This window comes from Streptomyces sp. NPDC025721 (genome assembly GCF_055558595.1).
Genome location: NZ_JBVHMF010000015.1, coordinates 104295 through 128314 on the forward strand (window position 1 = coordinate 104295; position 24020 = coordinate 128314).

Annotated in this window: 13 protein-coding genes; 9 read left to right on the forward strand and 4 right to left on the reverse strand. The window is 73.5% G+C overall.

Going from position 1 to position 24020, the window contains the following annotated elements; all coding sequences use genetic code 11:
- The first annotated feature begins 113 nt into the window (after window positions 1-113).
- The 7 genes from ACZ4EF_RS21725 (at window position 114) to fxsT (ending at window position 13301) form a co-directional block, all read left to right on the forward strand.
- On the forward strand, window positions 114-2291 hold the full coding sequence (locus tag ACZ4EF_RS21725; protein WP_467506090.1) for a VMAP-C domain-containing protein: 2178 nt from the start codon (window positions 114-116) through the stop codon (window positions 2289-2291).
- Between the two features lie 24 nt (window positions 2292-2315).
- Window positions 2316-3329, forward strand: coding sequence for an AAA family ATPase (locus ACZ4EF_RS21730; RefSeq protein WP_188283451.1), 1014 nt, complete (start codon window positions 2316-2318; stop codon window positions 3327-3329).
- Between the two features lie 7 nt (window positions 3330-3336).
- Window positions 3337-6744, forward strand: a complete 3408-nt coding sequence (locus ACZ4EF_RS21735) for an SAV_2336 N-terminal domain-related protein (protein WP_467506092.1) — start codon at window positions 3337-3339, stop codon at window positions 6742-6744.
- A gap of 350 nt (window positions 6745-7094) precedes the next feature.
- On the forward strand, window positions 7095-7301 hold the full coding sequence (fxsA, locus tag ACZ4EF_RS21740; RefSeq protein WP_401306441.1) for an FxSxx-COOH cyclophane-containing RiPP peptide: 207 nt from the start codon (window positions 7095-7097) through the stop codon (window positions 7299-7301).
- Between the two features lie 206 nt (window positions 7302-7507).
- A complete protein-coding gene (locus ACZ4EF_RS21745; RefSeq protein WP_391044813.1) occupies window positions 7508-8725 on the forward strand; it encodes an FxsB family cyclophane-forming radical SAM/SPASM peptide maturase in 1218 nt (405 codons plus the stop codon).
- The gene (locus tag ACZ4EF_RS21750; protein ID WP_355347235.1) at window positions 8722-10128 is read left to right on the forward strand and encodes an aKG-HExxH-type peptide beta-hydroxylase; all 1407 of its coding nucleotides are present in this window, start codon (window positions 8722-8724) and stop codon (window positions 10126-10128) included. The genes ACZ4EF_RS21745 and ACZ4EF_RS21750 overlap by 4 nt, the downstream gene beginning before the upstream one ends.
- Before the next feature lie 164 nt (window positions 10129-10292).
- The gene (gene fxsT / locus ACZ4EF_RS21755; protein WP_355347232.1) at window positions 10293-13301 is read left to right on the forward strand and encodes an FxSxx-COOH system tetratricopeptide repeat protein; all 3009 of its coding nucleotides are present in this window, start codon (window positions 10293-10295) and stop codon (window positions 13299-13301) included.
- Between the two features lie 121 nt (window positions 13302-13422).
- Here the strand turns inward: fxsT and ACZ4EF_RS21760 are convergent, their stop codons facing one another.
- The 4 genes from ACZ4EF_RS21760 to ACZ4EF_RS21775 form a co-directional block, all read right to left on the reverse strand.
- On the reverse strand, window positions 13423-17325 hold the full coding sequence (locus ACZ4EF_RS21760) for a multifunctional oxoglutarate decarboxylase/oxoglutarate dehydrogenase thiamine pyrophosphate-binding subunit/dihydrolipoyllysine-residue succinyltransferase subunit (RefSeq protein WP_467506095.1): 3903 nt from the start codon (window positions 17323-17325) through the stop codon (window positions 13423-13425).
- Window positions 17326-17574: 249 nt separating this feature from the next.
- A complete protein-coding gene (locus tag ACZ4EF_RS21765; protein ID WP_355344450.1) occupies window positions 17575-18666 on the reverse strand; it encodes a HAMP domain-containing sensor histidine kinase in 1092 nt (363 codons plus the stop codon).
- A complete protein-coding gene (locus ACZ4EF_RS21770; RefSeq protein WP_188281597.1) occupies window positions 18663-19376 on the reverse strand; it encodes a response regulator transcription factor in 714 nt (237 codons plus the stop codon). Before ACZ4EF_RS21770 ends, ACZ4EF_RS21765 begins: the two co-directional genes overlap by 4 nt.
- Before the next feature lie 60 nt (window positions 19377-19436).
- The gene (locus ACZ4EF_RS21775) at window positions 19437-20171 is read right to left on the reverse strand and encodes a spermidine synthase family protein (protein ID WP_401852440.1); all 735 of its coding nucleotides are present in this window, start codon (window positions 20169-20171) and stop codon (window positions 19437-19439) included.
- A gap of 146 nt (window positions 20172-20317) precedes the next feature.
- Here ACZ4EF_RS21775 and ACZ4EF_RS21780 point away from each other — a divergent pair, with 146 nt between their 5' ends.
- Window positions 20318-21268 (forward strand): class I SAM-dependent methyltransferase, encoded by a 951-nt coding sequence (locus tag ACZ4EF_RS21780; protein WP_401852438.1) that lies wholly within the window; start codon window positions 20318-20320, stop codon window positions 21266-21268.
- Window positions 21269-21485: 217 nt separating this feature from the next.
- Window positions 21486-23960: an endopeptidase La gene (lon, locus tag ACZ4EF_RS21785; RefSeq protein ID WP_467506098.1), complete on the forward strand. Its 2475-nt coding sequence runs from the start codon at window positions 21486-21488 to the stop codon at window positions 23958-23960.
- The last annotated feature ends 60 nt before the right edge of the window (window positions 23961-24020 follow it).

Sequence of the window (24020 nt, forward strand, 5' to 3'; positions counted from 1 at the left end):
TCCTCGCGCCGGTCCTGGCCGCGGGCTAGCCTTCGGAGACGATCAGTCACTGGGGGTGGGATGGGGGCGCAGGCGGCTGCCGCCGCGGCACCGCGATTAGGGCGGGGCGCGCGATGACGGCGTTCGGCGGTCCCGGAGGGCTCGACGAGCCCGCCGACCCCGCCGAGATCCTGACCCCGCTGGTCAGCGAGGCGACCGTACGCGTTCACGGCCGGGAACCCGGCTACCCGCTGCGGGGCAGCGGCTTCTTCGTGGCGCCGAACTGGGTGCTCACCTGCGCGCACGTCGCGCTCGCCCAGAGCGGCGAGGGCGGTGACGGCGGCGGCCCGGCCGGCCGCAAGGTCTCCGTCGGATACGGCGACCGCATGCTCAGCGGCGTCGTGGAGTGGGCGGAACCGGCGGGCCACACCGGCACCGGCCGCTGGCCGTCCCCCGACCTCGCGCTGATCCGGCTGCTGGACAGCGTCGACCACCCCTGCGTCTGGCTCACCGAGCGCACCGCCAAGGGCTACACCACCAACCAGGTCGCGTACTTCGGCCACATCCCGATGGACGGCGAGGTCGTCGCGTACAACGGCCGCTGCTCCATCAGCGGCCAGCTCGGCAGCGGCGGACTGCTCAAGCTCGGCAATGAGGACGAGATGCCCAACGGCGTCTCGGGCGGCCCGGTCGTGGACCTCGTGCGCGGCGAGGTGATCGGGGTGCTGAAGGCGCGCCGTACCGGCCAGGACGGCGGACTCGCCATCGGCGTGCAGGAGTTGCGCAGGCTGCCCGCCACCGGCACCGCCGCCGACCTGTACCACCGCGTGATGACGGCGCACGACCTCTACCACGCCGACCGTTACGCCTTCGTCGGCGGCCAGGAGGTCACCTGGACCGACGCGCACGGCGAGATCGGCGCCGCCGCGGGCCGCGCCCTGACCCCGGGCCAGCGCACCGCACTGCTCGGGATGCTCGCCCAACTCCCGCCGCCCGCCAGCGCGAAGAGCCTCCAGGACATCGTCGGAGCGGTCCGCGGCAGCCCCGCGCAGGGCCTGCCGACCGCGCCGCGCGCCTGGCGGGACGGCCTGGGCCTGCTGTACGACCTGCGGCGCGGCACCAGCGAGTTGGAGGCGGTGCTGCGGTTCGCGGTGCAGGCCGCGACCGCCGACAGGACCCGCGCCGCGGACGAGGCGGCCGAACGCGTCCTGTGGCACTGGGCGCAGGACACCGCCGCCGACGCGATCGGTCTGACCCGGCTGTTCCGCAACACCCTGGTCACCGAGCGCAAGGCCCGGCTGCGCGCCCGCGGCACCCTGGTCAGCGGCCTGACCGGCGACCTCGGCGCCGGACTCGGCGCGGACCCGGACGTCGGCCTCGGCGCCGACCTCGGCACCGGCTTCGGCGGCCCGGGCACGGACCTCGACGATCAGGGACCGGACAGCGGTACGACCGCGGACGCGGCCACCGCGACCGCGGCCGACGCGGGCCCCGGCGGCCGGCCGGACCGCCGTATCCGCCCCGAGGCCCTGCTGGAGATCATCCCGCGCGGCTGGGAGCCGGGCCGCCTCGACTGGCGGGTCTGCGTCGTGCCGGAGAACGGCGAAGTGGAGTGCGTCGAGGAGGACTTCCGCGGCACCGCGCTCGACGACCTGCCGGTCCGGCTGCGCGAGCCGCTGGACGAGGTGTTCCGCCGCTGCGACCAGCCCGGCTACCCGGCGCCGCTGCAACTGGCCGTCCCCGGCGCCCTGGTGGGCTTCCCCGTCGAGACCTGGCCGCTCGGCCCCGGCGGGCGCGCGCTCGGCGCCGTACGCCCGGTCGTGGTGCGCCGCACCGACGCGCCGCCCGACGACGACCCGGCGGTGACCGAGGCCAGGCACGGCCGTTGGCACACCCTGCACCAACAGCGGCCGCGCGCCGACCTGTTCGACTGCGACGACGGTACGCCGGGCCCGCTCCCGGCCGACGACGAGCTGCGCGACCGCGCGCGCGACACGCTGCCGGCGCTCTGCCGCAGCGCCGCGACCGCCCCCGAGGAGCTGCACCGCCTGGTGACCTCCGGCTACCCGGTCGCGGTGTGGCGCAGGGAACCGGTCGCCCCCGAGACGGCCTGCGGCGACTTCCACCGCGGCGTGAACCGTACGGTGCGCGCCGCGCGCACGGCCGCACGGCTGCCCCGCGCCCTCGCCGTCCTGCGCGCGGCGGTGGACGCGGGCGTGCCCGAGGCGTTCTGGTCGGTGGGAATCACCCTGCTCTACGACGATCCGACTCGCCCCCTACCGGGGACCGACGAGCTGTTGGAGACTCCATGAGGACGAGGTATCGAGGTGAGTGAGATGACCGACGCCAGCCCCGCCGGCGAGTGGCTCATCTACCGGGGCACGGGAGAACCGCACACCGGCATCGACGGACTGCCAGAGCCGCCGCCCTGGCGGGACTTCGACGGCGGCCCACTGGTCCAGCAGGGCCCCGGGCCCGACAGTTCCTCCGCCCGCAGGCTCGGCGCGTACCGGCACATGGCCGAGATGCACCGGCCCAGCCCGGAGGAGCTGGAAATGGTCAACGCGGCGCTGTACCTGCGCCGTCCGCTGCTGGTCACCGGCAGCCCCGGCACCGGCAAGAGCACCCTCGCGCACGCGGTGGCGTACGAACTGGGCCTCGGCCGCGTGCTGCACTGGCCGATCGTCAGCCGCAGCGCGCTCCAGGACGGGCTGTACCGCTACGACGCGATCGCCCGCCTCCAGGACACCCAGATCGCGGCGAATTCCGGCACCGCCCCGCCCGGCGGCATCGGCAGCTACATCCGGCTCGGCCCGCTGGGCACCGCCCTGCTGCCGACCGCCAAGCCGCGGGTGCTGCTCATCGACGAGCTGGACAAGAGCGACATCGACCTGCCCAACGACCTGCTGAACGTGATGGAGGAGGGCGAGTTCGGCATCCCCGAGCTGGAGCGGCTGGCCGAACGCGAGCCGCAGGTCGAGGTGTTGACCGACGACGGCGCCAAGGTCTCGCTCCGTGAGGGCCGCATCCGCTGCCGGGCCTTCCCGTTCGTCATCCTCACCAGCAACGGCGAGCGCGACTTCCCGCCGCCGCTGCTGCGCCGCTGCATCCACCTGGAGCTGGGCCGCCCCGACCACAAGCGGCTGTCCACCGTGGTCCGCGCCCACCTCGGCGACGAGGCGGCGACCGTCGGCGACGACCTGGTGACCCGCTTCCTGGAACGGTCGCGCAGCGAACTCCTCGCCACCGACCAGCTGTTGAACGCGATCTTCCTCACCCATCACGCCGCGCCCCCCACCCGCAGCCGGTTGGCGGACATGCTCATCCAACGGCTCGACCGGCCCAGGTGAACCGGCCATGGCCACTCGGAGACCCGACCCGCAGGCCCCCGACCCGAGGACGCCCGACCCGAGGACACCACCCTCCGCAGACACCGACACCGACACCGACACCGCCACCGAGCGGCCCGACCCGCTCGCGTCCGTCGTCGGCGCCCTGACCGAGGCCGGACTCGACCCGGGACCCACCGAGTTGGCCGACGCGCTGTGGCTGGCCCGCTGGTCCCGCCCGACCTCCCCCGCGAGCGCCGCGGGGGAGGCCCGCGACCCCGGCGGCGCCGGTACGGGCAGCGGCGCGCACCACCCGGGACTGTCCGGCGTCACCGACCCCACCCCACCCGGCGGCACCGTACTGCCGCGCAGCCTCACCGACCCGGACGACGACCGCCTCGTCCAGCTCTATCCGGGCGTCAGCGCCCCCGGCCGGGCGCGTACGGGACCGGCCGCCGCCGCGCTGTCGGTCGCCGTGCCCGAGGCGGCGACGCTGCCCCGGCTGCTCGAACTCCAGTCGGCACTGCGGCCGTTGCAGCGCTACCGCAGCCCCGCGCGGCCGTTGCGCGAAGTGCTCGACGAGTCGGCCACCGCGGAGAACAGCGCGCGCGCCGCCGGACTGCTGCTGCCGGTCTTCCGGCCGGTGCTGCGCGGCGACGCCTCGATGCAACTGCTCATGGACGCCTCGTCCTCGATGTACGTGTGGGAGCGGATGCTCCGCGAGCTGAGCCAGGTCTTCGAACGGCTCGGCGCCTTCCACGAGGTGCAGGTCCGCTATCTGCACGCCACCCCGGACGGCGACCCCGCGGTCAGCGGACGCTTCGACCCCGAGGCGGTCGGGATGCGCTCCGCCGAGCAGTTGAGCGACCCCACGGGCCGCCGGGTGACCCTGCTGGTCAGCGACTGCGCGGGGCCGCTGTGGCGGTCGGGGCAGGCGCACCGGCTGCTGCACCGGCTGGCCAGACACGGCCCGGTCGCCGTACTCCAGCCGCTCCCGGCCCGGTTGTGGGCCAGGACCCGGCTGCCCGTCTCGTACGGCGTGCTGCACCGCGGCGAAGGGCTGCTGCCCGCCTCGCCGCCGCGCTTCTCCTCGGGCACCGGCGGCTCCTCCCACTACGTGCCGGCCGCACCCGCGGGCGACGCGCTGCCGGTGCCCGTACTGCCGCCCACCGCCGAGGCGTTGGGCGCGTGGGCGCGGCTGCTGGCGGGCACTGGCGCGGCCCGCGTGCCCGCCGCCGTCGGCTGGGTGCGCTCCGACCAGCCCGCGACCCCGGCGCCCGTACGGCAGTCCCCGGTGCCGCCGGTCGCCCTGGTCGGCCGGTTCCGCTCGGCCGCCTCGCCCGCCGCCGCCCAGCTCGCCGTCTACCTCGCCGCCGCCCCGCTCTTCCTGCCCGTCATGCAGCTCGTCCAGCGCACGATGCTGCCCGACTCGGGGCCCGCCGAACTGTCGGAGGTGCTGCTCAGCGGCCTGCTCAAGCGCATATCGGGCGACGACGCGCGCGACCACCGCTGGTACGAATTCGCCGACGGCGTACGGGACGTGCTGCTCGGCCCGCTCGGCAGGGACGAGGCGCTGCTGGTGCTCAAGCACTGCTCGGAGTACGTCGAGCAGCGTTTCGGCAAGAGCGGCCCCAACTTCCCCGCGCTGGCCATCACGCAGCTCACCGAGGGGCCGGGGGACCGGCTCGCGGACGCCGCCGTCGCCACCGCGGCCCGCGCCACCGCGCTCGCCGAGCAGGCGTCGACCGTCGTCGCCGAGTCCCCGCAGCCCTTCGCGGAGGTCGCCGCCCGGGTGCTGGAGCGCTTCATGCCGCTGCCGGGGAACACCGGCCACGACCGGCTGGCCGTGGGAGCCGGTACGGGACAGCCGTCGCCCGCGGTGCAGCGGGCGAGGCAGTTGGTGGCGCGCTTCACCGAGGAGGGCATGGTCCAGAATCTGCTGGACGCGGTGCAGTTGCTGCGCCGCGCGGCGGACGAGGAGCGGGTGCGCGGCTCGGACCCCGACCTGTGGAGCGAGCTGGCGCAGAATCTCATCACGCTGTGGCGGCTGCGCGGCGGGGCCGCGCTGCTGCGCGAGGCCCAGGACGCGGCGGCGACGGCCGCGGCGCACCCGGGCTCGGTACCGGCCCGCGCGGTGCGCGCCCGCGTGTTCCAGGCCGCCGCGGACGAGCGGGCGGCGAACGGGGACACGCGGGGCGCGTTGGAGCTTCTGCGGCGCGCGGACCGGGAGTTCAGCGCGGTCTGCGCCGCCCCGGGACTCGACCCGCAGGACGTGCTCGGCGCCACCCTGGAGCGGGTCAGGGTGCTGGAGGACCAGTGGCAGCTCAGCGGCGACGCCGGGCTGCTCCAGGAGACCGTGGGGATGCTGGAGGCGTTCGCGGACTCCTGGCCGCTGTCCGACGGCCGCCCCAGCGCGCTGTCGCTCGCCCACGGCCGCGCCCTGCTGCGGCTGGCGGGCACGGCGGGGGAGCGGGAGCGCGAGCAGGTCTACGCGCTCCAGGCCGCCGAGTACTTCGCCGCGGGACTGGACGCGCTGGAGCGCGAGGAGGCGGCCCTCGAAGCGCGGACCGCCGCGCTGCTGTCGCTGGTCGACGCCCATCTGCTGGTCGGCGGACGGCTGCCGGAGGCGCAGCGGCTGGTCGACCGGGCGCTCGGCGAGACCCGCGACCGGCTGGCGCGGGCCTCGATCCTGCTGCGTGCGGGCCGGATCAGGGTCGCCCGGCACACCGAGGGCGGCCCGGCCGGTGAACTGGAGGCGGCGGCGGGGCGGTTCGCCGAGGCGTGCCGTCTGACCCCGCGCGACCGCCCCGAGTACAGCGAGATCGTCGCCGAATGGGGCGACGCGCTGCTCGGCCGCTCCGCGCTCCCCGGCGGCGAACTCTTCGTCAACCGGGCCGTGCAGGTCCTGCGGGACTGCCGGATGGAGACCCCGGAGAGCGACCCGCGGCTGTCCGGCAGGCTGCTGATGCTCGGCCGGGCTCTGGTGCTGCGCTACCGGGCGGAGCAGGACCTGGTGGACCTGCGCGAGGCCGAGCACGTCCTGGGCCTGGCCGTGCAGCCCGCCGTGGACCCGGCGCAAGTGGCGCGGATCTGGTACGAGTTGGGAGAGTCGCACCGGCTGGGCTACGCGCACACCCAGCGCGGTGAGCGCCTCGACCAGGCGGCCGACGCCTACCGCCGCGCCGCGGAGGCCGCGGGCACGGCGGCCGACCGGTCGGCGGAACCCGGCCCCATGGTGCGGCTGTCGGCGCTGGCGCATCATTGGCGTGGCGTGGTCTACGAATTCGCCCGGCGCCCGCGGGCCGCTGCCGACGCCTACCGGGCCGCGCAGGCCGAATGGCGGCGGCTGCCGGACGACGGAGGGGACGGCGCCGCGGACGAGGAGGCACGGCAGCGGACCGCCGAACGGCTGGCGGCGCTGACACGGACGAACTGAGCCCGGGGCGACCGGCCCCGGTCCGGCCGCCTCGGACCGACCGGCCAGGACCCCGCGCGAATCCGGGCCGCGACAACTGCATCCCCCCACGAGCCACCACGGGACGAGAGCTGAGGCCGACGATGGACGACCGAGCGTACGGCGGGGCCGAGCGGCCCCCGGACGAACCCGCTCACCACGACGAGGCGTTACCCGAACGCGCCGTTCACGAAAGGGCTGTTGACGAGAGGGCGGTCCCCGAGCGGCCAGTCCTCGAACGGCCAGCCCCCGAGCGGGCAGTCCCTGAGCGGGCACCATCCGACCGGGCGATCCCCGAACGGGCACCTTCCGACCGGGACCTTCCCGAGGCGGTGTCGCCCGAGCACGCCCCCGCCTACCGGATTCCGGCGGACGCCGACATCGACCTGCTCGGCCTCGACCTGGAATCGCTGCGCACCGTCGAACACCCGGTGCTGTCCGCCCTGGTGAGCGATCTGCGGGCGCGCGCGGCCGGTCCCGGCGGCGAGGCGCTGTGGGGCTTCGAGAGCGACCCCAGCGCGCCGGAGGCCACCGGCTGACGCCGCCCGGCGCACCGGGCACCGGCGCGCGCGACCACCGCCCACGTACCCCCGTATCGCGTGAACTCCTGACGGAACGCCGCTTTTGGCCGTGCTCCAGGGCGAATACGGCCAATTCCTTGCCGAGGTGTTTACTTCCGGCCGCCCAGCGGGAACAACCGCTGGGGCCGACGGGGCGGCCTGAGGTACACGGGGGAGGTGATGTGGTGCGTCATCCGGCCGACGACAGGCCGCGGACCGGCAGTACGGCGGCCGAAGGGGCCTTCCCCCTGCGGCAGTTCATCCTCAAGACGCACAGCCGCTGCAATCTGGCCTGCACCTACTGCTACCTCTACGCGGGCCCCGACCACGGCTGGCGGGACCGCCCCCGCGCCGCCCCCGACGCGGTGACCCGGCGCACCGCCGAACGCATCGCGGAACACGCCGCGACCCACCGTCTGCGCGATGTCGCCGTGGTGCTGCACGGCGGCGAACCGCTGCTCAACGGCGCCGACGCGCTCGCCGCCGACGTCGACCTGATCCGCCGCACCGTCCCCGCCGACTGCGCCGTGCACGCCAGCGTGCAGACCAACGGCACCCTGCTCACCGCCGACCGGCTGCGCGTCCTGCGTGACGCGCGTATACGCGTCGGCGTCAGCCTCGACGGCGGCCTGCCCGCCCACAACGCCGCGCGCGTCGACCACGCCGGCCGCCCGTCCTGGGCCGCCGCCTCCGCCGGGGTGCGGCTGCTCGCCGAGACCGCGCCCGAGGCGTACGGCGGACTGCTGTGCGTCGTCGACCTCGCCCACGACCCGGTCGAGGTGTACGAGTCGCTGCTGGCCTTCCGGCCGCCGCGGATGGACCTGCTGCTGCCGCACGGCAACTGGACCGCGCCGCCGCCGGGACTGCCCGCGTCCGCCGACGACCCCGCGCCGTACGGGAGTTGGCTCTCCGCCGTCTTCGACCGCTGGTGGGGCGCGGAGCGCCGGGAGACCAGGATTCGGCTGTTCGAGGAGTGCGTGGCGCTGCTGCTCGGCCTCCGGTCGCCCGTAGAACGGCTCGGGCTCCAGCCCTTCACCGCCGTCGTGATCGAGACCGACGGCAGCATCGAGCAGGTCGACTCGCTCAAGTCCGCGTACGAGGGCGCCGCCGCCACCGGGCTCGACGTCTTCCGCAACAGCTTCGACGACGCGCTCGCCCACCCCGGCGTCGCCGCCCGCCAGGCCGGACTCGCCGCCCTCGCCGCCACCTGCCGCGCCTGCCCGCTGGTCACCGTCTGCGGCGGCGGCCACTACGTCCACCGCTACCGGGAGGGCTCCGGCTTCCGCAACCCGTCGGTCTACTGCGCCGACATGGCGCTGCTCATCCGGCACATCGCGCGCCGCCTCGCCGAGGCGGCGGCCCCGGCGCCCGCCGCGTCCCGCGTACGGCGGGAGACGCCGTGACCACCGCCGCTGCGCCCGTGCTCGACGCGGTGCTGCCGGTGCTCGGCAGCACCGGCAGCGGGCCGGACTCGCTGGAGCTGCTGGTCAGCCACCAGCGCGGGCGGCGGCTGCTGGTGCTGCGCGCGCTGCTCGACGCCGTGCGGACCGCGCCCGCCGGGTCGCTGCCCGAGGGGACCGCCGAGCGCGTGCTGGGCGACTGGCGGCTGCTGGAGCGGGCCGAGCGCGCGGACCCGGCAGCCGCCCGCCGCGTCGTGCACTACCCGCTGACCGGCGCGTGGGCCGAGCGCAGCCTGCGGGCGCTCACCGTGGCGGGCCAGGCGCCGCGGGCCGCGGAGGCGCTGCCGCACCTGGGCGCGCTCGCCGCGTCCGCCGCCGCCCGCGCGGGCCTGCGCTTCAGCGCCGACGTACCGGTACGCGACGGCCTGTTGACGCTGCCGACGCTCGGCGGCTACCGGCTGCCGGCCGCGGGCCCCCCGCGCAAGCCCGGCGCCGCCGCGCCCCGGATGCGGGTGGACGGCGACGGCAACCGGCTCTGGCTGCGCCCCGAGGAGCGCACCCGCCACGCGGTCGAGGTGCGCAGGGGAACCGACGGCGTGTGGCGCTCGGCCGCCCCTGGCTGGCGCCCGATCCAGGCGCTGTGGCCGCAGGAGGACCGCCCCGACGGCCACCCGGTGCTGATCGACGACGCCGACCCGTACCGCGCGGAGGGCCGCCGCGCCAATCCGTACGGGCTGTCCGCCGCCGACCGGCTCGCCGACGAGGACCGGGCCAGATGGCGTACCGCCTGGCGCGAGGCCCAGCCCTGGCTGCGGCTCGGCGACGGCACCCGGGCCCGCGAAGTGGCCGCGCTGCTCGACTGCTTCGTGCCGCTGGACGGCGCCGCGTCCGCGCAGTACAGCGCCACCTTGGGCGACGCCTTCGGCGCGCTGCTCAGCAGTACGCCGATGGGCGGCCTGAAGATGGCCGCCGCGCTCGTCCACGAGTTGCAGCACACCAAGCTGCTCGCCCTGGCCGGCGTCACCGCGCTGCACACCGCGGACGACACCGCCCGCTACTGGGCCCCCTGGCGGCAGGACCCGCGCCCCTTCGACGGCGTCTTCCAGGGCGCGTACGCCCACCTCGCGCTCGCCGACTTCCACCTCGGCGTCGCGCTGGCCGCCGCGGACCCCGCACAGCGCGACGCCGCGTGGGCCGCGCACTGCCGCTGCCGCCTCCAGGTCGAGGCCGTCCTGCCGCAGCTGCTCGGCTCCAACCGGCTGACCCCGCAGGGCCGCACCCTGGTCAACTCCATGGCGGCGTACCACACTCGGCTGGGACGGCACACGCCGCCGGAAGGCCACCTGGCGCGCGCCACGGCGTACGTCGAGACGGCCCGGGTCATCTGGCGGCGAAAGCGGGTCTGAACGGGCGTCTTTGGGCGCGCGAAACGGCATGACCGTACGTCAACGGGGGAGTAAAGCAGTGTAGTTTCTGGCGAAAGTCACCTGTGCCGTCGGGCGCACCTGGCTCACTGTCGATCCACTGACCCGCCAGAGCACTACGCGCGTATCACGAGGGAGTCGCACGCATGGCCGGAGGGCGTAACGCCGCCTCAGCAGCACGGGGGCCGGGAATCGTCACGATCAGTTACGCGGGCTACAACAGGGCCTGGGCGGCGTGGATCGCGAGCAGACTCGAACGGCACGGCCAGCAGGTGGCGCTGCAACGCTGGGACGCCGACCCCACGGACTCCATCGAGCGGATGTTACGTGACCTGCTGCTGTCCGAGGGCCGCGTGCTGATCGTGCTCAGCGAGTGGTACTTCCGGCTCGGCCCGCGCACCCACGAGGAGTGGAACGTGGCGCTGCGCGCGGTCGTCCCCGACCACAGCGAGCGCTTCGCCGCGGTCTCCGTCACCCCGGCCGCGCTGCCCAGCGCCGTCGCCTCCCTCGGCGCCGCCGACCTGTGGGGCCTGGGCGCGGCCGAGGCCGAGCGGCGACTGCTCGGCAGGCTCGGCATCACCCCCTCCCGCGCCTCCTCCAGCGACACCCTCAGCGGCTCCGGCGGCCCGCGCTTCCCGCTGGAACAGCCCGACGTCTGGGGCGGTGTCCCGCGCCGCAACACCCGCTTCACCGGCCGCGAGGAGCTCCTCGGCGACCTGCACAACCACTTCACCCAGGCCGAGCCCGGCGCGGGCGTCGCCACCCTGCACGGCCTGTCCGGGGTCGGCAAGACCCACATCGCGACCGAGTACGTCTACCGCTTCGGCCCGGAGTACGACGTCGTGTGGTGGGTGCGCGCCAGCGAGCGCGGCACCCTGCGCGAGAAGCTGGCGGGGCTGGCGCCCGCGCTCGGCCTGGTCACCGGCCGCGAGTACGGCGAACGGCTGCGCGCGGTACGCGACGCGCTGCGCCGGGGCGAGCCCTACTTCCGCTGGCTGGTGGTCCTCGACGGCGCCGACCAGCCCGAGGACATCCACGACCTGGTGCCCACCGGGCCCGGCCACGTCCTGATCACCTCGCAGAACCGCGAGTGGGCCGAGCACAACAGCGCCCTGATCGAAGTGCCCGTCTACAGCAGGGCGGAGAGCGTCGCCTTCGTACGGCGGCGCGCGCCGCGGCTGGACGACGCCGACGCCGACAAGCTGGCCGACGCCCTCGGCGACCTCGCACTGGCCCTGGACCAGAACGCGGGCGCGCTCAACGACTCGTCCATGCCGGTGGACGACTACATCGAGCTGCTGCGGCACGGCGCGGACGTCGAACCCGGCCTCAAGGTCGCCGCCGACTTCCAGATGACGTACTACACCGCCTTCTCGATACTGCTCAACCGGCTCCGCGAGGACAAGCCGGAGGCCGTCGACCTGCTGCGGCTGTGCGTCTTCTTCGCGCCGGGGCCGATCCCGGTCCGGCTGCTGCGCGACCTGCCCGTGCGCGACCTGCCGGAACAGCTCACCGGGCTGATGGAAGACCCGCTGCTGTGGAACTCGGCGATCAGCAAGCTCGCCCAGTGGGCCGTCGTGCAGTCCGACCCGCCGGAGGCCGAGGACGACGAGGCCGCGGGCAGCGCCGAGGTCGTCCAGATGCACCGGCTGGTCTACCAGGCGGTGCGGGCCGACATGCCCGCCGCCGAGCAGAACCTGTACTCCCAGGTGGTCCGCAAGATCCTGGCCGCCGCCGACCCCGGCCGCCCCACCGACACCCGGCTGTGGCCGCGCTACGCCGAGATCGTCCCGCACCTGGAGGCGTCCGGCGCGCTGCGCAGCACCAACCCCGACATCCAGCTCATGATCGTCAACTGCCTGCGCTACCTGCACCTGTCGGGCGAGTACCGGGCCGGACTGCGGCTCGCCGAGGCCACGGCCAAGCACTGGCCCGAGCTGCTGGAGCCCGGTCACCCGCGGCTGTGGGACCTGGTGAACAACCGGGCCAACATGATGCGCGCCATGGGCGACTACGTCGCCACCGAGGCCCTGGACCGCGACGCCTTCGAGACCCTGCGCGCCGACCGCGGCGAACAGGACCTGCTGACCCTGCGCGCCGCCAACGGTCTCGCCGCGGACCTGCGCAACCTCGGCCGCTACGACGAGGGCCTGGAGACGGCCCGGTTCGTCGAGCGCGGCTACGCCCGACTCGTCGGGGAGCAGGACCCCCGCACCCTGCTCGCCAAGAACAACCTGGCCGTCACCTACCGGCTGCTCGGCCGCTACCAGGAAGCCCTCGACCTCGACGGCGAGATCCTGGAGGCGCGCCGCGAACTGCTGCGCGCCCGCAACATCGTCACGCTCTCCTCGGAGAACTCCTACGCGTACGACCTGCGGCTGCTCGGCCGCTACGACCAGGCCACCTCGGTGCAGGAGCGCAACGCCGAGACCCACCGCACCGTGCTGGGCGCCGACAACCCCCAGACGCTGCGCGCCGAGCACAATCTGGCGCAGTGCTACTACCGGGCGGGCGACCGGCCGCGTGCCGCCCATCTGATGGGCCGGCTGCTGGAGCGCTGCGAGCGGGTGCTGGGCAGCACCGACCCGCTGTCGCTGCGGGTCGCGGTCACGTACTCCAGTTTCGAGCGGGAGCACGGCGACCTCGACCGGGCCAGGGAGCTGTCGGAGTTCGTACTGCGGCACTACCGCTGGCAGTTCAACGCCCGGCACGCGTTCGTCGCCGGCGCGCTCGCCAACCACGGCCTGCTGCTGCGGGCGGCCGGCGAGCGGCAGCAGTCGCAGATCGAGATCGAGGACGCGCTGACCGGCATGTCCCGCGCGGTCGGCGACGACCACCCGTGGACGCTGGGCTGCGCGCTCAACGCCAGCGGCGCCCGCAACTTCGCGGGCGACCCGGAGAGCGCGGCCGAACTCTCCCGCGCCACCGCCGAGCGGGCCACCGCCCGGCTCGGCAAGGACCACCCGCTGACGCTGTCCTGCCGGATCGCGCTCGCCACCGACCTGCGCAACATGCGCAAGCGGCAGGAGGCCGACAAGATCGAGGAGGAGGCGCTGGCCGCGCTCTCGGCCACCCTCGGCCCGCAGCACCCCCACACGGTGACCGCCCGCTCCCGCACCCGCCCCTACTGGGACTTCGAGCCCATCAGCTCCTAGGGCGTGTCCGGAACGTCTCGTCTGGCTGGCGGCGCCTGGCACGCGCCCCGCGCGAACGGCCGCCGGCCCCGTACCCCTTGAGAGGGTGCGGGGCCGGCGGCCGTTCGCGACGGGCGGGAGGTCAGATCGAGAAGACCTCTTCGATCAACTGCTGCTGCTGCTCCTGGTGCCGCTTGGCGGAGCCCACCGCGGGCGAGGACGACGCCGGGCGGGACACCCGGCGGAGCCGGTCCGCGTTGTCCGGGGCCGCGCCGAGCAGCAGGTCCAGGTGGTCGATCAGATTGAGCGCGATGAACGGCCACGCGCCCTGGTTCGCGGGCTCGTCCTGCGCCCACACGAACTTCTGCGCCTTGGTGTACGGCGCGATGGCCGCCTGGATCTCCACACCCGGCAGCGGGTACAGCCGCTCGATGCGGATGAAGGCCACGTCGGTCGCCCCGCGCCGCTCCCGCTCGGCGATCAGGTCGTAGTAGACCTTGCCGGAGCAGAAGACGACCTTGCGGACCGCCTCGGGCTGCACCGAGGTGTCGCCCATCACCGGCTGGAACTGCCCGGTGGTGAAGTCCTCGGCCTTCGACGCCGCCGCCTTCAGCCGGAGCATCGACTTCGGGGTGAAGACGATCAGCGGCTTGTGGTGCGGGTTGTGCACCTGCCAGCGCAGCAGGTGGAAGTAGTTGGCCGGGGTGGTCGGGGTGGCGACCGTCATGTTGTTCTGCGCGCAGAGCTGGAGGAAGCGCTCGATCCGGGCCGAGGAGTGGTCCGGGCCCTGGCCCTCGTAGCCGTGCGGCAGCAGCAGGGTGACGCCGGACGTCTGGCCCCACTTCTGCTCGGCCGCGGTGATGTACTCGTCCACCACGGTCTGGGCGCCGTTGACGAAGTCGCCGAACTGCGCCTCCCACAGCACCAGCGCCTCGGGCCTGGCCAGCGAGTAACCGTACTCGAAGCCCATCGCCGCGTACTCGCTGAGCAGCGAGTCGTAGACGTTGTAACGGGCCTGGTCCTCGGACAGGTACAGCAGCGGTGTGAAGTCCTCGCCGGTCTCCCGGTCGATCAGCACCGCGTGCCGCTGGCCGAAGGTGCCGCGCCGCGAGTCCTGGCCCGCGAGCCGGACCGGCGTGCCCTCCAGGAGCAGCGAACCGATCGCCAGCGTCTCGCCCATGCCCCAGTCGATCGTGCCGTCCTCGACCATCGCCGCGCGGCGCTGGAGCTGCGGCAGCAGCCGCGGGTGGACGGTGACGTGCTCGGGGATGTTGACCTGCGACTCGGCGATCCGCTTGACGACCTCGGCGGAGACCGCCGTGGGCATCGCGACCGGGAACTCCGGCTGCACGGGCGTCTCGTGGCTCGCGGGCGGCGCGGACGCCGCCTCGCGGACCTCGGTGAAGACCTTCTCCAACTGCCCCTGGTAGTCCTGGAGCGCCTGCTCCGCCTCTTCCAGGGTGATGTCGCCGCGGCCGATCAGCGACTCGGTGTAGAGCTTGCGCACCGAGCGCTTCTTGTCGATCAGGTCGTACATCAGCGGCTGGGTGAACGCCGGGTTGTCCGACTCGTTGTGCCCGCGGCGGCGGTAGCAGATCAGGTCGATCACGACGTCCTTGTTGAACGCCTGCCGGAACTCGAAGGCCAGCCGCGCCACGCGGACCACGGCCTCCGGGTCGTCGCCGTTGACGTGGAAGATCGGCGCCTCGATCATCCGGGCCACGTCGGTGCAGTACATCGACGAGCGCGCGGACTCCGGGGCGGCGGTGAAGCCGACCTGGTTGTTGATCACCACGTGCACGGTGCCGCCGGTGCGGTAGCCGCGCAGTTGCGACATGTTGAGCGTCTCCGCGACGACGCCCTGGCCCGCGAAGGCCGCGTCGCCGTGCAGCGCGATCGGCAGCACCGTGAAGTCGGTGCCCGCCTTGTTGATGATGTCCTGCTTGGCGCGGGCGATGCCCTCGATGACCGGGTCGACCGTCTCCAGGTGCGAGGGGTTCGCGGCCAGCGAGACGGTGATCTGCTCGCCGTCGAGACCGGTGAAGGTGCCCTCGGCGCCCAGGTGGTACTTCACGTCGCCGGAGCCGTGCATCGACTTCGGGTCGAGGTTGCCCTCGAACTCGCGGAAGATCTGCGCGTACGACTTGCCGACGATGTTCGCCAGCACATTGAGCCGCCCGCGGTGGGCCATGCCGATCACGGCCTCGTCCAGCCGCGACTCGGCCGCCGCGTCGATGACCGCGTCGAGCAGCGGGATGACGGACTCGCCGCCCTCCAGCGAGAAGCGCTTCTGGCCGACGTACTTCGTCTGGAGGAAGGTCTCGAACGCCTCGGCCGCGTTGAGCCTGCGCAGGATGCGGAGCTGCTCCTCGCGCTCGGGCTTGGCGTGCGGGCGCTCGATCCGGTCCTGGATCCACTTGCGCTGCTTGGGGTCCTGGATGTGCATGAACTCGACGCCGACGGTGCGGCAGTACGAGTCGCGCAGCACCCCGAGGATGTCGCGCAGCTTCATCAGTGACTTCCCCGCGAAGCCACCGACCGCGAACTCGCGCTCCAGGTCCCACAGGGTCAGTCCGTGCTCCAGCACGTCCAGGTCGGGGTGCTTGCGCTGGCGGTACTCCAGCGGGTCGGTGTCGGCCATGACGTGGCCGCGGACCCGGTAGGAGTGGATCAGCTCGAAGACCCGCGCGGCCTTGGTGACGTCGTCGTCGTGCGCGGTGTCGATGTCGGTGCGCCAGCGGACCGGCTCGTACGGGATGCGCAGCGCGGCGAAGATGTCGTCGAAGAAGTCGTTCTCGCCGAGCAGGAGCTGGTTCATGATCCGCAGGAACTCGCCGGAGGCGGCGCCCTGGATCACCCGGTGGTCGTACGTGCTGGTCAGCGTCATGACCTTGGAGATGCCCAGCTTGTTCAGGGTGTCCTGCGAGGTGCCCTGGAACTCGGCCGGGTAGTCCATCGAGCCGACGCCGAGGATCATGCTCTGGCCGGGCATCAGCCGCGGCACGGAGTGCACGGTGCCCAGGCCGCCGGGGTTGGTCAGCGAGGCGGTGACGCCGGTGAAGTCGTCCATCGTCAGCTTGCCGTTGCGGGCGCGGCGGACGATGTCCTCGTAGGCCTGCCAGAACTCGAAGAAGTTCAGCGTCTCGGCCTTCTTGATGGCCGCGACGACGAGCTGGCGGTCGCCGTTGGGCTTCACCAGGTCGATGGCCAGACCCAGGTTGACGTGGTCGGGCTTGACCAGCGTCGGCTTGCCGTCCTTCTCCGCGAAGGAGTGGTTCATCGCCGGCATCGCCTTGAGCGCCTGCACCATCGCGTACCCGATCAGGTGCGTGAAGGAGACCTTGCCGCCGCGGGCGCGCTTGAGGTGGTTGTTGATGACGATGCGGTTGTCGAACAGCAGCTTCACCGGGATGGCGCGGACCGAGGTGGCGGTCGGCAGCTCCAGCGAGGCGTTCATGTTCTTGGCGACCGCGGCGGCCGGGCCGCGCAGCGTCACGTACTCGGTGCCCTGGGGCTCCGGCGCGGGGGCGGCCTGCCGGGGCGCCGCCTGCTTCGGGGCGGGCGCGGGCGCGGGAGCGGCCGGAGCCGCCGGTGCCTGGGCCGCGGGCGCCGGGACGGGCGCGGGGGCCGCCGCGGGCGCCACGGGGGCGGCAGGCGCGGCGGGGGAGGCCACGGGGGTGCCGTTGGCGACCGGCTGCGCGGGAGCGGGAGCGGGAGGGGCGGCGGGCGCCGGGGCGTCCGTCGCGCCCGCGGGGACCGGCTGCGCGGCGCCTACGGCGCTGCCCTCGTCGGGGGACGTCGCGCGAGCGGCGGCGCCGGAGGCGCCGCCCTGGCCGGGGGCGGCCGCCGAATCGGCGGAGCCGTCCGGCTTGTAGTCGGCGAAGAAGTCCCACCAGGCTCGGTCTACCGAGTCCCGATCCTGGAGGTACTGCTGGTAGATCTCATCGACCAGCCACTCATTGGGGCCGAAGCCCGCTGCGGGGCCTTCGCCCTGCGCTTCGTGGTCGGTCGAGACACTAGAGCTATTGGGGGACTGTGACGACACGGCGGCAACCGCCCTCTTCCGCTTCACAAGATGGTGGACAGCGGAAATAAAGGCTACGCCTACTGGAGGGGTCGATGCAGGCCCGGGGCCCTTACGTCGCGCATGTCACACCCGAAGACTGGTTTCAGTGCTGTTCCTGGCGGGAAATTGATCCCTCTTGGGGGTCGTTCGATCAGCCGCGCTCGCACGGCGTCGGTGCGGCGGAGGGCGGCTGGGGGGCGGCCGCGAGCGGCTCGCCCCAACTTTAGGTCAAGGTTGCGCCGTGGAGACACCCGGAAGGGTGACGTGGATCCGGCAGCCGCGAGGGGATTCGGCCACTTCTATCCGCCCGCCGTGCAGGTCCACCGCCCAGCGCGCGATGGCCAGACCGAGCCCCGTCCCGCCGTCGCCGCCCGGATGCGCGCCGCGGTGGAAGCGGTCGAAGACGCGGGTGCGGTCGGCCTCGGGGATGCCGGGCCCCTCGTCGCGCACGTCCAGGTCGAGGCTGCCGGGCGCGCCGCCGCGCCTGGCCCGTACCGTCACCCGGCCGCCCGGCGGGCTGTGCTTGACCGCGTTGTCGACCAGGTTGGCCACCACCTGGTGCAGCCGCTCGCCGTCGGCGTAGGCCGTCAGTTCCGGGGGTGACACGTCCAGGTGCAGGTGGACGTCGGCGCGCGGCCGGGAGCGGGAGCCGGTCGCGGAGGAGCCCTCCATGCCCAGGCTCGCGGTGCGCAGCACCGCCGACAGGTACGGCCACACCTCGAAGCGCTTGGCCTCCAGCCGGACCGCGCCGCTGTCCAGTCGCGAGAGGTCCAGCAGCTGGGTGACCAGCTTGCCGAGCCGTTCGGTCTGCTGGAGCGCCAGCCGCATGGTCTCGGGGTCGGCGGCCGACACCCCGTCCACCACGTTCTCCAGCACGGCCCGCAGCGCGGCGATGGGGGTGCGCAGCTCGTGCGAGACATTCGCCACGAGTTCCTTGCGGTGCCGGTCGACGGCGGCCAGATCGGCCGCCATCTGGTTGAAGGTCTCGGCCAGCTCGCCGACCTCGTCCCTGCGCACCCGCGCCACCCGGCGGCTGTAGTCGCCGCCCGCCATCGCCTTGGCGACGGCCGTCATCTCGCGCAGCGGCGCGGTCAGGCCGTTGGCGACGATCTGGGTCAGCAGCAGCGAGGCGATGATCGAGAAGATCGTGATGACCCGCAGCTCGGTCGCCGAGTGGATGGCGACGATCACCAGCAGGGTGGTGATCAGCACCGAGATGATCACCAGGAGCTGGAGCGCGGCCTTGATGGAGCGGTACGGGTCCCAGGGCCGCAGCGCGTCCCACACGCGCCGCCACAGCCGGCGCCACCACCGGGTCATGGCGCCGGGGTCTCCAGCGCGTACCCGACGCCGTGCACGGTACGGATGCGCTCGGCGCCGATCTTGCGGCGCAGCGCCTTGACGTGGCTGTCGACGGTCCTGGTGCCCGACGCGTCGGCCCAGTCCCACACCTCGGCGAGCAACTGCTCGCGGGAGAGCACGGCGCGCGGTTGCTGCGCCAGGCAGACCAGCAGCTCGAACTCGGTCGGGGTCAGGTGCACGTCGGCGCCCCTGACCCGGACCCGGCGCTGCGCGTGGTCGATCTCCAGGTCGCCGAGCTGCATGCTGGCGCCGCGCGGGTCGTGCGCGGCGATCGAGGCCCGCTCGACCCGGCGCAGCAGGACGTGCACGCGGGCGGCCAGCTCGCGCATCGAGAACGGCTTGGTCATGTAGTCGTCGGCGCCGACGCCGAGCCCGACCAGCATGTCCGTCTCGTCGTCGCGCGCGGTGAGCATCAGCACCGGCACCGGCCGGTCGGCCTGCACCCGGCGGCAGACCTCGAGGCCGTCGTAGCCGGGCAGCATGACATCGAGAACCAGCAGGTCGGGCTGCCAGGTGTGCGCGGACTCCACCGCGGAGGGACCGTCCCCCGCCGTCCGCACCTGGAATCCCTCGGCCTGCAGCCTGGCCGCGATGGCCTCCGTGATGGTCTGGTCGTCCTCGACCACCAGCACCCGGCGCTGCGTGCCCGTCGTCTGCGCGCTGTCCAATTCCGCCCCACAAGGTCGTCCTGGTTACGGGGGAGCCTACGGGGCAGGTGGGCGCCCTGACTACGCGGCGTTGATCGCCAGGTGCACGACATCCGGAACCCCACGCGTCACTTCCACCTCCAGAGTGCGTACTCCGGAGAAGCCCGCGGTCCGCAGCGCGTCCTCGAAACCGGCCGACGGGCTCGCCGACCACACGGCAAGGACGCCGCCGGCCGTCAGCCGGTTCCGGCAGGCCGCGAGGCCCGCGGGGCCGTACAGACCGCCGTTGTCGTCGGTGACCGTCCAGTCCGGGCCGTTGTCGATGTCCAGGCAGAGCGCGTCGTACCGCTCGCCGGGCTCCGCCACGTACGCCACCAGGTCCCGCTCGACCACGGTCACCCGCGGGTCGTCCAGCGCGCCCGCGGAGAACGGCGCGAGCCGCCCGTCGCGGTGCCAGCCGACGACCGCGGACTCGCGTTCGACGACGGTGATCCGGGACCAGCCCGGCCGCGCGGCGGCGCGCGCGAGGGAGAATCCGACGCCGAGACCGCCGATGAGCACCGAGCGGCCGGGCCGGTCCGCGCTGTTCGCCGGTTCTTCGTCCAGGTATTCCAATGCCGCGTCGACCAGAAGGCGTTCGGACCGCCCGTCGGAGGTGTCCATGAGGAAACACCCGTTCGCGATGATCTGGAGCAGGTCGCCGTGCCGTCGCAGCACCACCTCCCCGTACGGGCCTTCCTGCCGGTCGAGCACCACGGGAGCGGTGTGGTCGAAGGCGCGGGTTCCGCTGTAGGAGGATGGGTGTTGGAGGGTCATACGGCCAGTTTGGCGTATGCCGCACGAGGTCATGACCTTATGTCGGCCACCTTTCCATCGGGCGTTAACTGCTCGGTCGTGAGAACTTCATTTCCTCTGCATCGGGGCATGACCTGGGCGGCGAACCGGCGGCGTAAATTCCGCGCATGTCCTCCCTACTGAAGAATCGACTGACCAGGCGGGTGCTCGCCCCCGCTGCCGCACTGGTCGACCGTCGCGTGCAGAGCTCCGCCTCCAAGCTCCGCAAGGAGATCGAGAGCGACCGCAGGTCGCAGGTCGCCGATCTCGACTCGATGCGCAAGAAGGTCGCGGAGCTGGGCGACCAGCAGTTCGCGATCGGTCTGCTCTTCGACAAGACCGGACGCAGCGGTCCCCGGCTGCCCACCCCGGACCGGATCGACACCCTGGTGCGGGAGATGGTCGCCGTCTCGGGCCGCGACGAGGCCGACGCGCGGCGCAATGTGACGATCGCCTTCCGCAATGTGATCGCGCTCGAAGCCCTGGCCGTCGGCCGCCTGGCCGGTTCCACCTACAACATCTGCGGGAAGCTGGCCACGGTCCCGCTGCTCGACCCGCCCAACGAGGACGTGCTGGAGATCGGCACGCTGCACGGCCTGTTCTCCGCCGCGCTGATGCGGATGCTGCACCGGGCCGGTGTCGAGGCGCGGCTGACCATCGTCGACCCGCTGGCCGGGACGCAGCTCCAGCCGGGCGCCCGGCCGGTCGGCGAGCCCACCGGCACGCCGGTGCGGATGGACGTGGTGCGCGCGAATCTGGCGCTCGGCGGCAAGGCAGGGGAGCGGGCCAGGATCGAGCAGGGCTTCTCCGGCGACCCGGACACCCGGGCCGCGGTCTCCGACCGGAAGTACGGCGTGATCATCGTCGACGGCGACCACTCGGCCGAGGGCGTCATGGCCGACCTGGAGTGGGCAGAGAAGATCGCGGCGCCCGGCGGCATCGTGGTGCTCGACGACTACGGGGACGCCGCATGGACCGGTGTCCAGGAGGCGGCGGACAAGTACCTGGAGACCGGGGAGTCCCGGTTCGAGATGCTGGGCCGGGTCTCCACCTCGGCCTTCCTGCGCGCCAGGAGCTGACCGGGGGAGCTGCGGGGGACCGCCGGGAGCGGGGATCGCCGAGGTCGGGACCGGCCAGGTCGGGGACCGCCCGGGTCGGGGATCGCCGGGAGCTGGATCGCGCAGGTCAGGACCGCCGAGGCCGGGGATCGCTGAGAGCGAACGCGCCCCGGGGAACATTCGAAGTGCCCCACGCATTGAGTCGACATAGCTCAACTTGATTGCCGAAGGGGAGATCATGGCTTCGACGCCCACAACGCTCACTCTGCCCGTGCTGCCCCTGTCCGACGAGGTCGTCCTGCCCGGCATGGTCGTGCCGGTCGACCTGTCGGACACGGAGGCGCGGGCCGCGGTGGAAGCCGCGCACGCCGCCGCCGGATCCGGCGGCCTCGCCGGTGACAGCGGCGACAACAAGCCGAAGGTGCTGCTCGTTCCCCGCGTGGACGGGACCTACGCGGGGATCGGGGTGCTCGGCACCGTCGAGCAGGTCGGCCGGCTGTCCGACGGCGACCCCGGCGCCGTGATCCGGGGCCGCTCACGCGTGCGGATCGGGGCCGGTACGACCGGGCCCGGCGCCGCTTTGTGGGTGGAGGGCACGCCGGTGGAGGAACCGGCGCCCGCGGAGTCGCCCGGCACGGTCGCCGAGCTGATGAAGGAGTACAAGGCACTGGCCACGAGCTGGCTGCGCAAGCGCGGCGCCTGGCAGGTGGTGGACCGGGTCCAGCAGATCGACGACCTGTCCCAGCTCGCCGACAATTCCGGCTACTCCCCTTACCTCACCACCGAGCAGCGCGTGGAGCTGCTGGAGACCCTCGACCCGATGGCCCGGCTCAAGCTGGCCGTCCAGTGGCTGCGCGACCACCTCGCCGAGCAGGACGTGGCCGAGAGCCTGCGCAAGGACGTGCAGGAGGGCATGGAGAAGCAGCAGCGCGAGTTCCTGCTGCGCCAGCAGCTCGAAGCGGTCCGCAAGGAACTGGCGGAGCTGAACGGCGACCCGGAGAACGAGAGCGAGGACTACCGCGCCCGCGTCGAGGCCGCCGAACTGCCGGAGAAGGTCCGCGAGGCCGCCCTGAAGGAGGTCGAGAAGCTGGAGCGCTCCTCGGACGCCTCCCCCGAGGGCTCCTGGATCCGCACCTGGCTGGACACCGTCCTGGAACTGCCGTGGAACACCACGACCGAGGACACCTACGACGTCCCGGGCGCCCGCGCGGTGCTGGACGCCGACCACTCGGGCCTGGACGACGTCAAGGAACGCATCACCGAGTACCTGGCCGTGCGCAAGCGGCGCGCGGACCGCGGCCTCGGTGTCGTCGGCGGCCAGACGGACGCTGCTTCCGGCAAGAGCGGCGGCGGGCGGCGGGCGGGCGGCGCGGTGCTGGCCCTGGTCGGGCCGCCCGGAGTCGGCAAGACCTCCCTCGGCGAATCCGTCGCGCGCGCCATGGGCCGTACCTTCGTCCGGGTGTCGCTGGGCGGCGTCCGCGACGAGGCGGAGATCCGCGGCCACCGGCGTACGTACGTCGGCGCGCTGCCCGGCCGGATCGTGCGGGCCATCAAGGAGGCCGGGTCGATGAACCCGGTGGTGCTGCTCGACGAGATCGACAAGGTCGGCTCCGACTACCGGGGCGACCCGGCGGCGGCGCTGCTCGAAGTCCTCGACCCGGCGCAGAACCACACGTTCAGGGACCACTACCTGGAGGTCGAACTCGACCTGTCCGACGTGGTGTTCCTGGCCACCGCCAACGTCCTGGAGACCATCCCCGAGCCGCTGCTCGACCGGATGGAGCTGGTCAGGCTCGACGGCTACACCGAGGACGAGAAGGTCGTCATCGCCCGCGACCACCTGCTCCCGCGCCAGTTGGAGCGGGCGGGCCTGGCCGAGGACGAGGTGGCGCTGGAGGAGGAGACGCTGCGCAGGCTGGCGGGCGAGTACACCCGCGAGGCGGGCGTCCGCAATCTGGAGCGCATCGTCGCCCGGATATTGCGCAAGATCGCGGCGCGGCACGAACTGGGCGACCAGGAACTGCCGTTCACCGTCGGCCCCGACGACCTGCGGGCGCTGATCGGACGGCCGCACCACGTACCGGAGTCCGCGCAGGACCCGGAGGAGCGGCGCACGGCGGTGCCGGGCGTGGCCACCGGGCTCGCGGTGACCGGCGCGGGCGGTGACGTCCTCTACATCGAGGCGTCGCTGGCCGACCCGGAGACCGGCGGATCGGGACTCCAGCTCACCGGCCAACTGGGCGACGTCATGAAGGAGTCGGCGCAGATCGCGCTGTCCTTCCTGCGGTCGCACGGCGCGGAGCTGGAACTGCCGGTCGGCGACCTCAAGGAGCGCGGCGTCCACCTGCACGTGCCCGCGGGCGCGGTGCCGAAGGACGGGCCGAGCGCCGGTGTCACCATGACCACCGCGCTGGCGTCGCTGCTCAGCGGGCGCCGGGTCCGTACCGACGTCGCCATGACCGGCGAAGTGTCCCTGACCGGACGGGTGCTGCCGATCGGCGGCGTCAAGCAGAAGCTGCTCGCCGCGCACCGCGCCGGGATCACGACCATCGTCATCCCGAAGCGGAACGAGGCGGACCTGGACGACGTCCCGGCCGAGATCCTGTCGGCCCTCGACGTCCACCCGGTCAGCGACGTCCGCCAAGTCCTGGCGCTGGCGCTGGAGTCGGCCTCCGCCGAGGCCGCCGAGGCGGAGGTGCCGCTGGCCGCCTGACGGCCTCCGGCCGCGGGTCCGGTCGAAGGCCGCGGTCCGGCCGTGAAGACCGTGGCCCGG

Bases quoted from the DNA above. Each gene is read 5' to 3' on its own strand.
- ACZ4EF_RS21725 (WP_467506090.1), top strand. From the start codon at position 114: ATGACGGCGTTCGGCGGTCCCGGAGGGCTCGACGAGCCCGCCGACCCC.
- ACZ4EF_RS21730 (WP_188283451.1), top strand. From the start codon at position 2,316: ATGACCGACGCCAGCCCCGCCGGCGAGTGGCTCATCTACCGGGGCACG.
- ACZ4EF_RS21735 (WP_467506092.1), top strand. From the start codon at position 3,337: ATGGCCACTCGGAGACCCGACCCGCAGGCCCCCGACCCGAGGACGCCC.
- fxsT (WP_355347232.1), top strand. From the start codon at position 10,293: ATGGCCGGAGGGCGTAACGCCGCCTCAGCAGCACGGGGGCCGGGAATC.
- ACZ4EF_RS21765 (WP_355344450.1), bottom strand. From the start codon at position 18,666: ATGACCCGGTGGTGGCGCCGGCTGTGGCGGCGCGTGTGGGACGCGCTG.
- ACZ4EF_RS21775 (WP_401852440.1), bottom strand. From the start codon at position 20,171: ATGACCCTCCAACACCCATCCTCCTACAGCGGAACCCGCGCCTTCGAC.
- ACZ4EF_RS21780 (WP_401852438.1), top strand. From the start codon at position 20,318: ATGTCCTCCCTACTGAAGAATCGACTGACCAGGCGGGTGCTCGCCCCC.
- lon (WP_467506098.1), top strand. From the start codon at position 21,486: ATGGCTTCGACGCCCACAACGCTCACTCTGCCCGTGCTGCCCCTGTCC.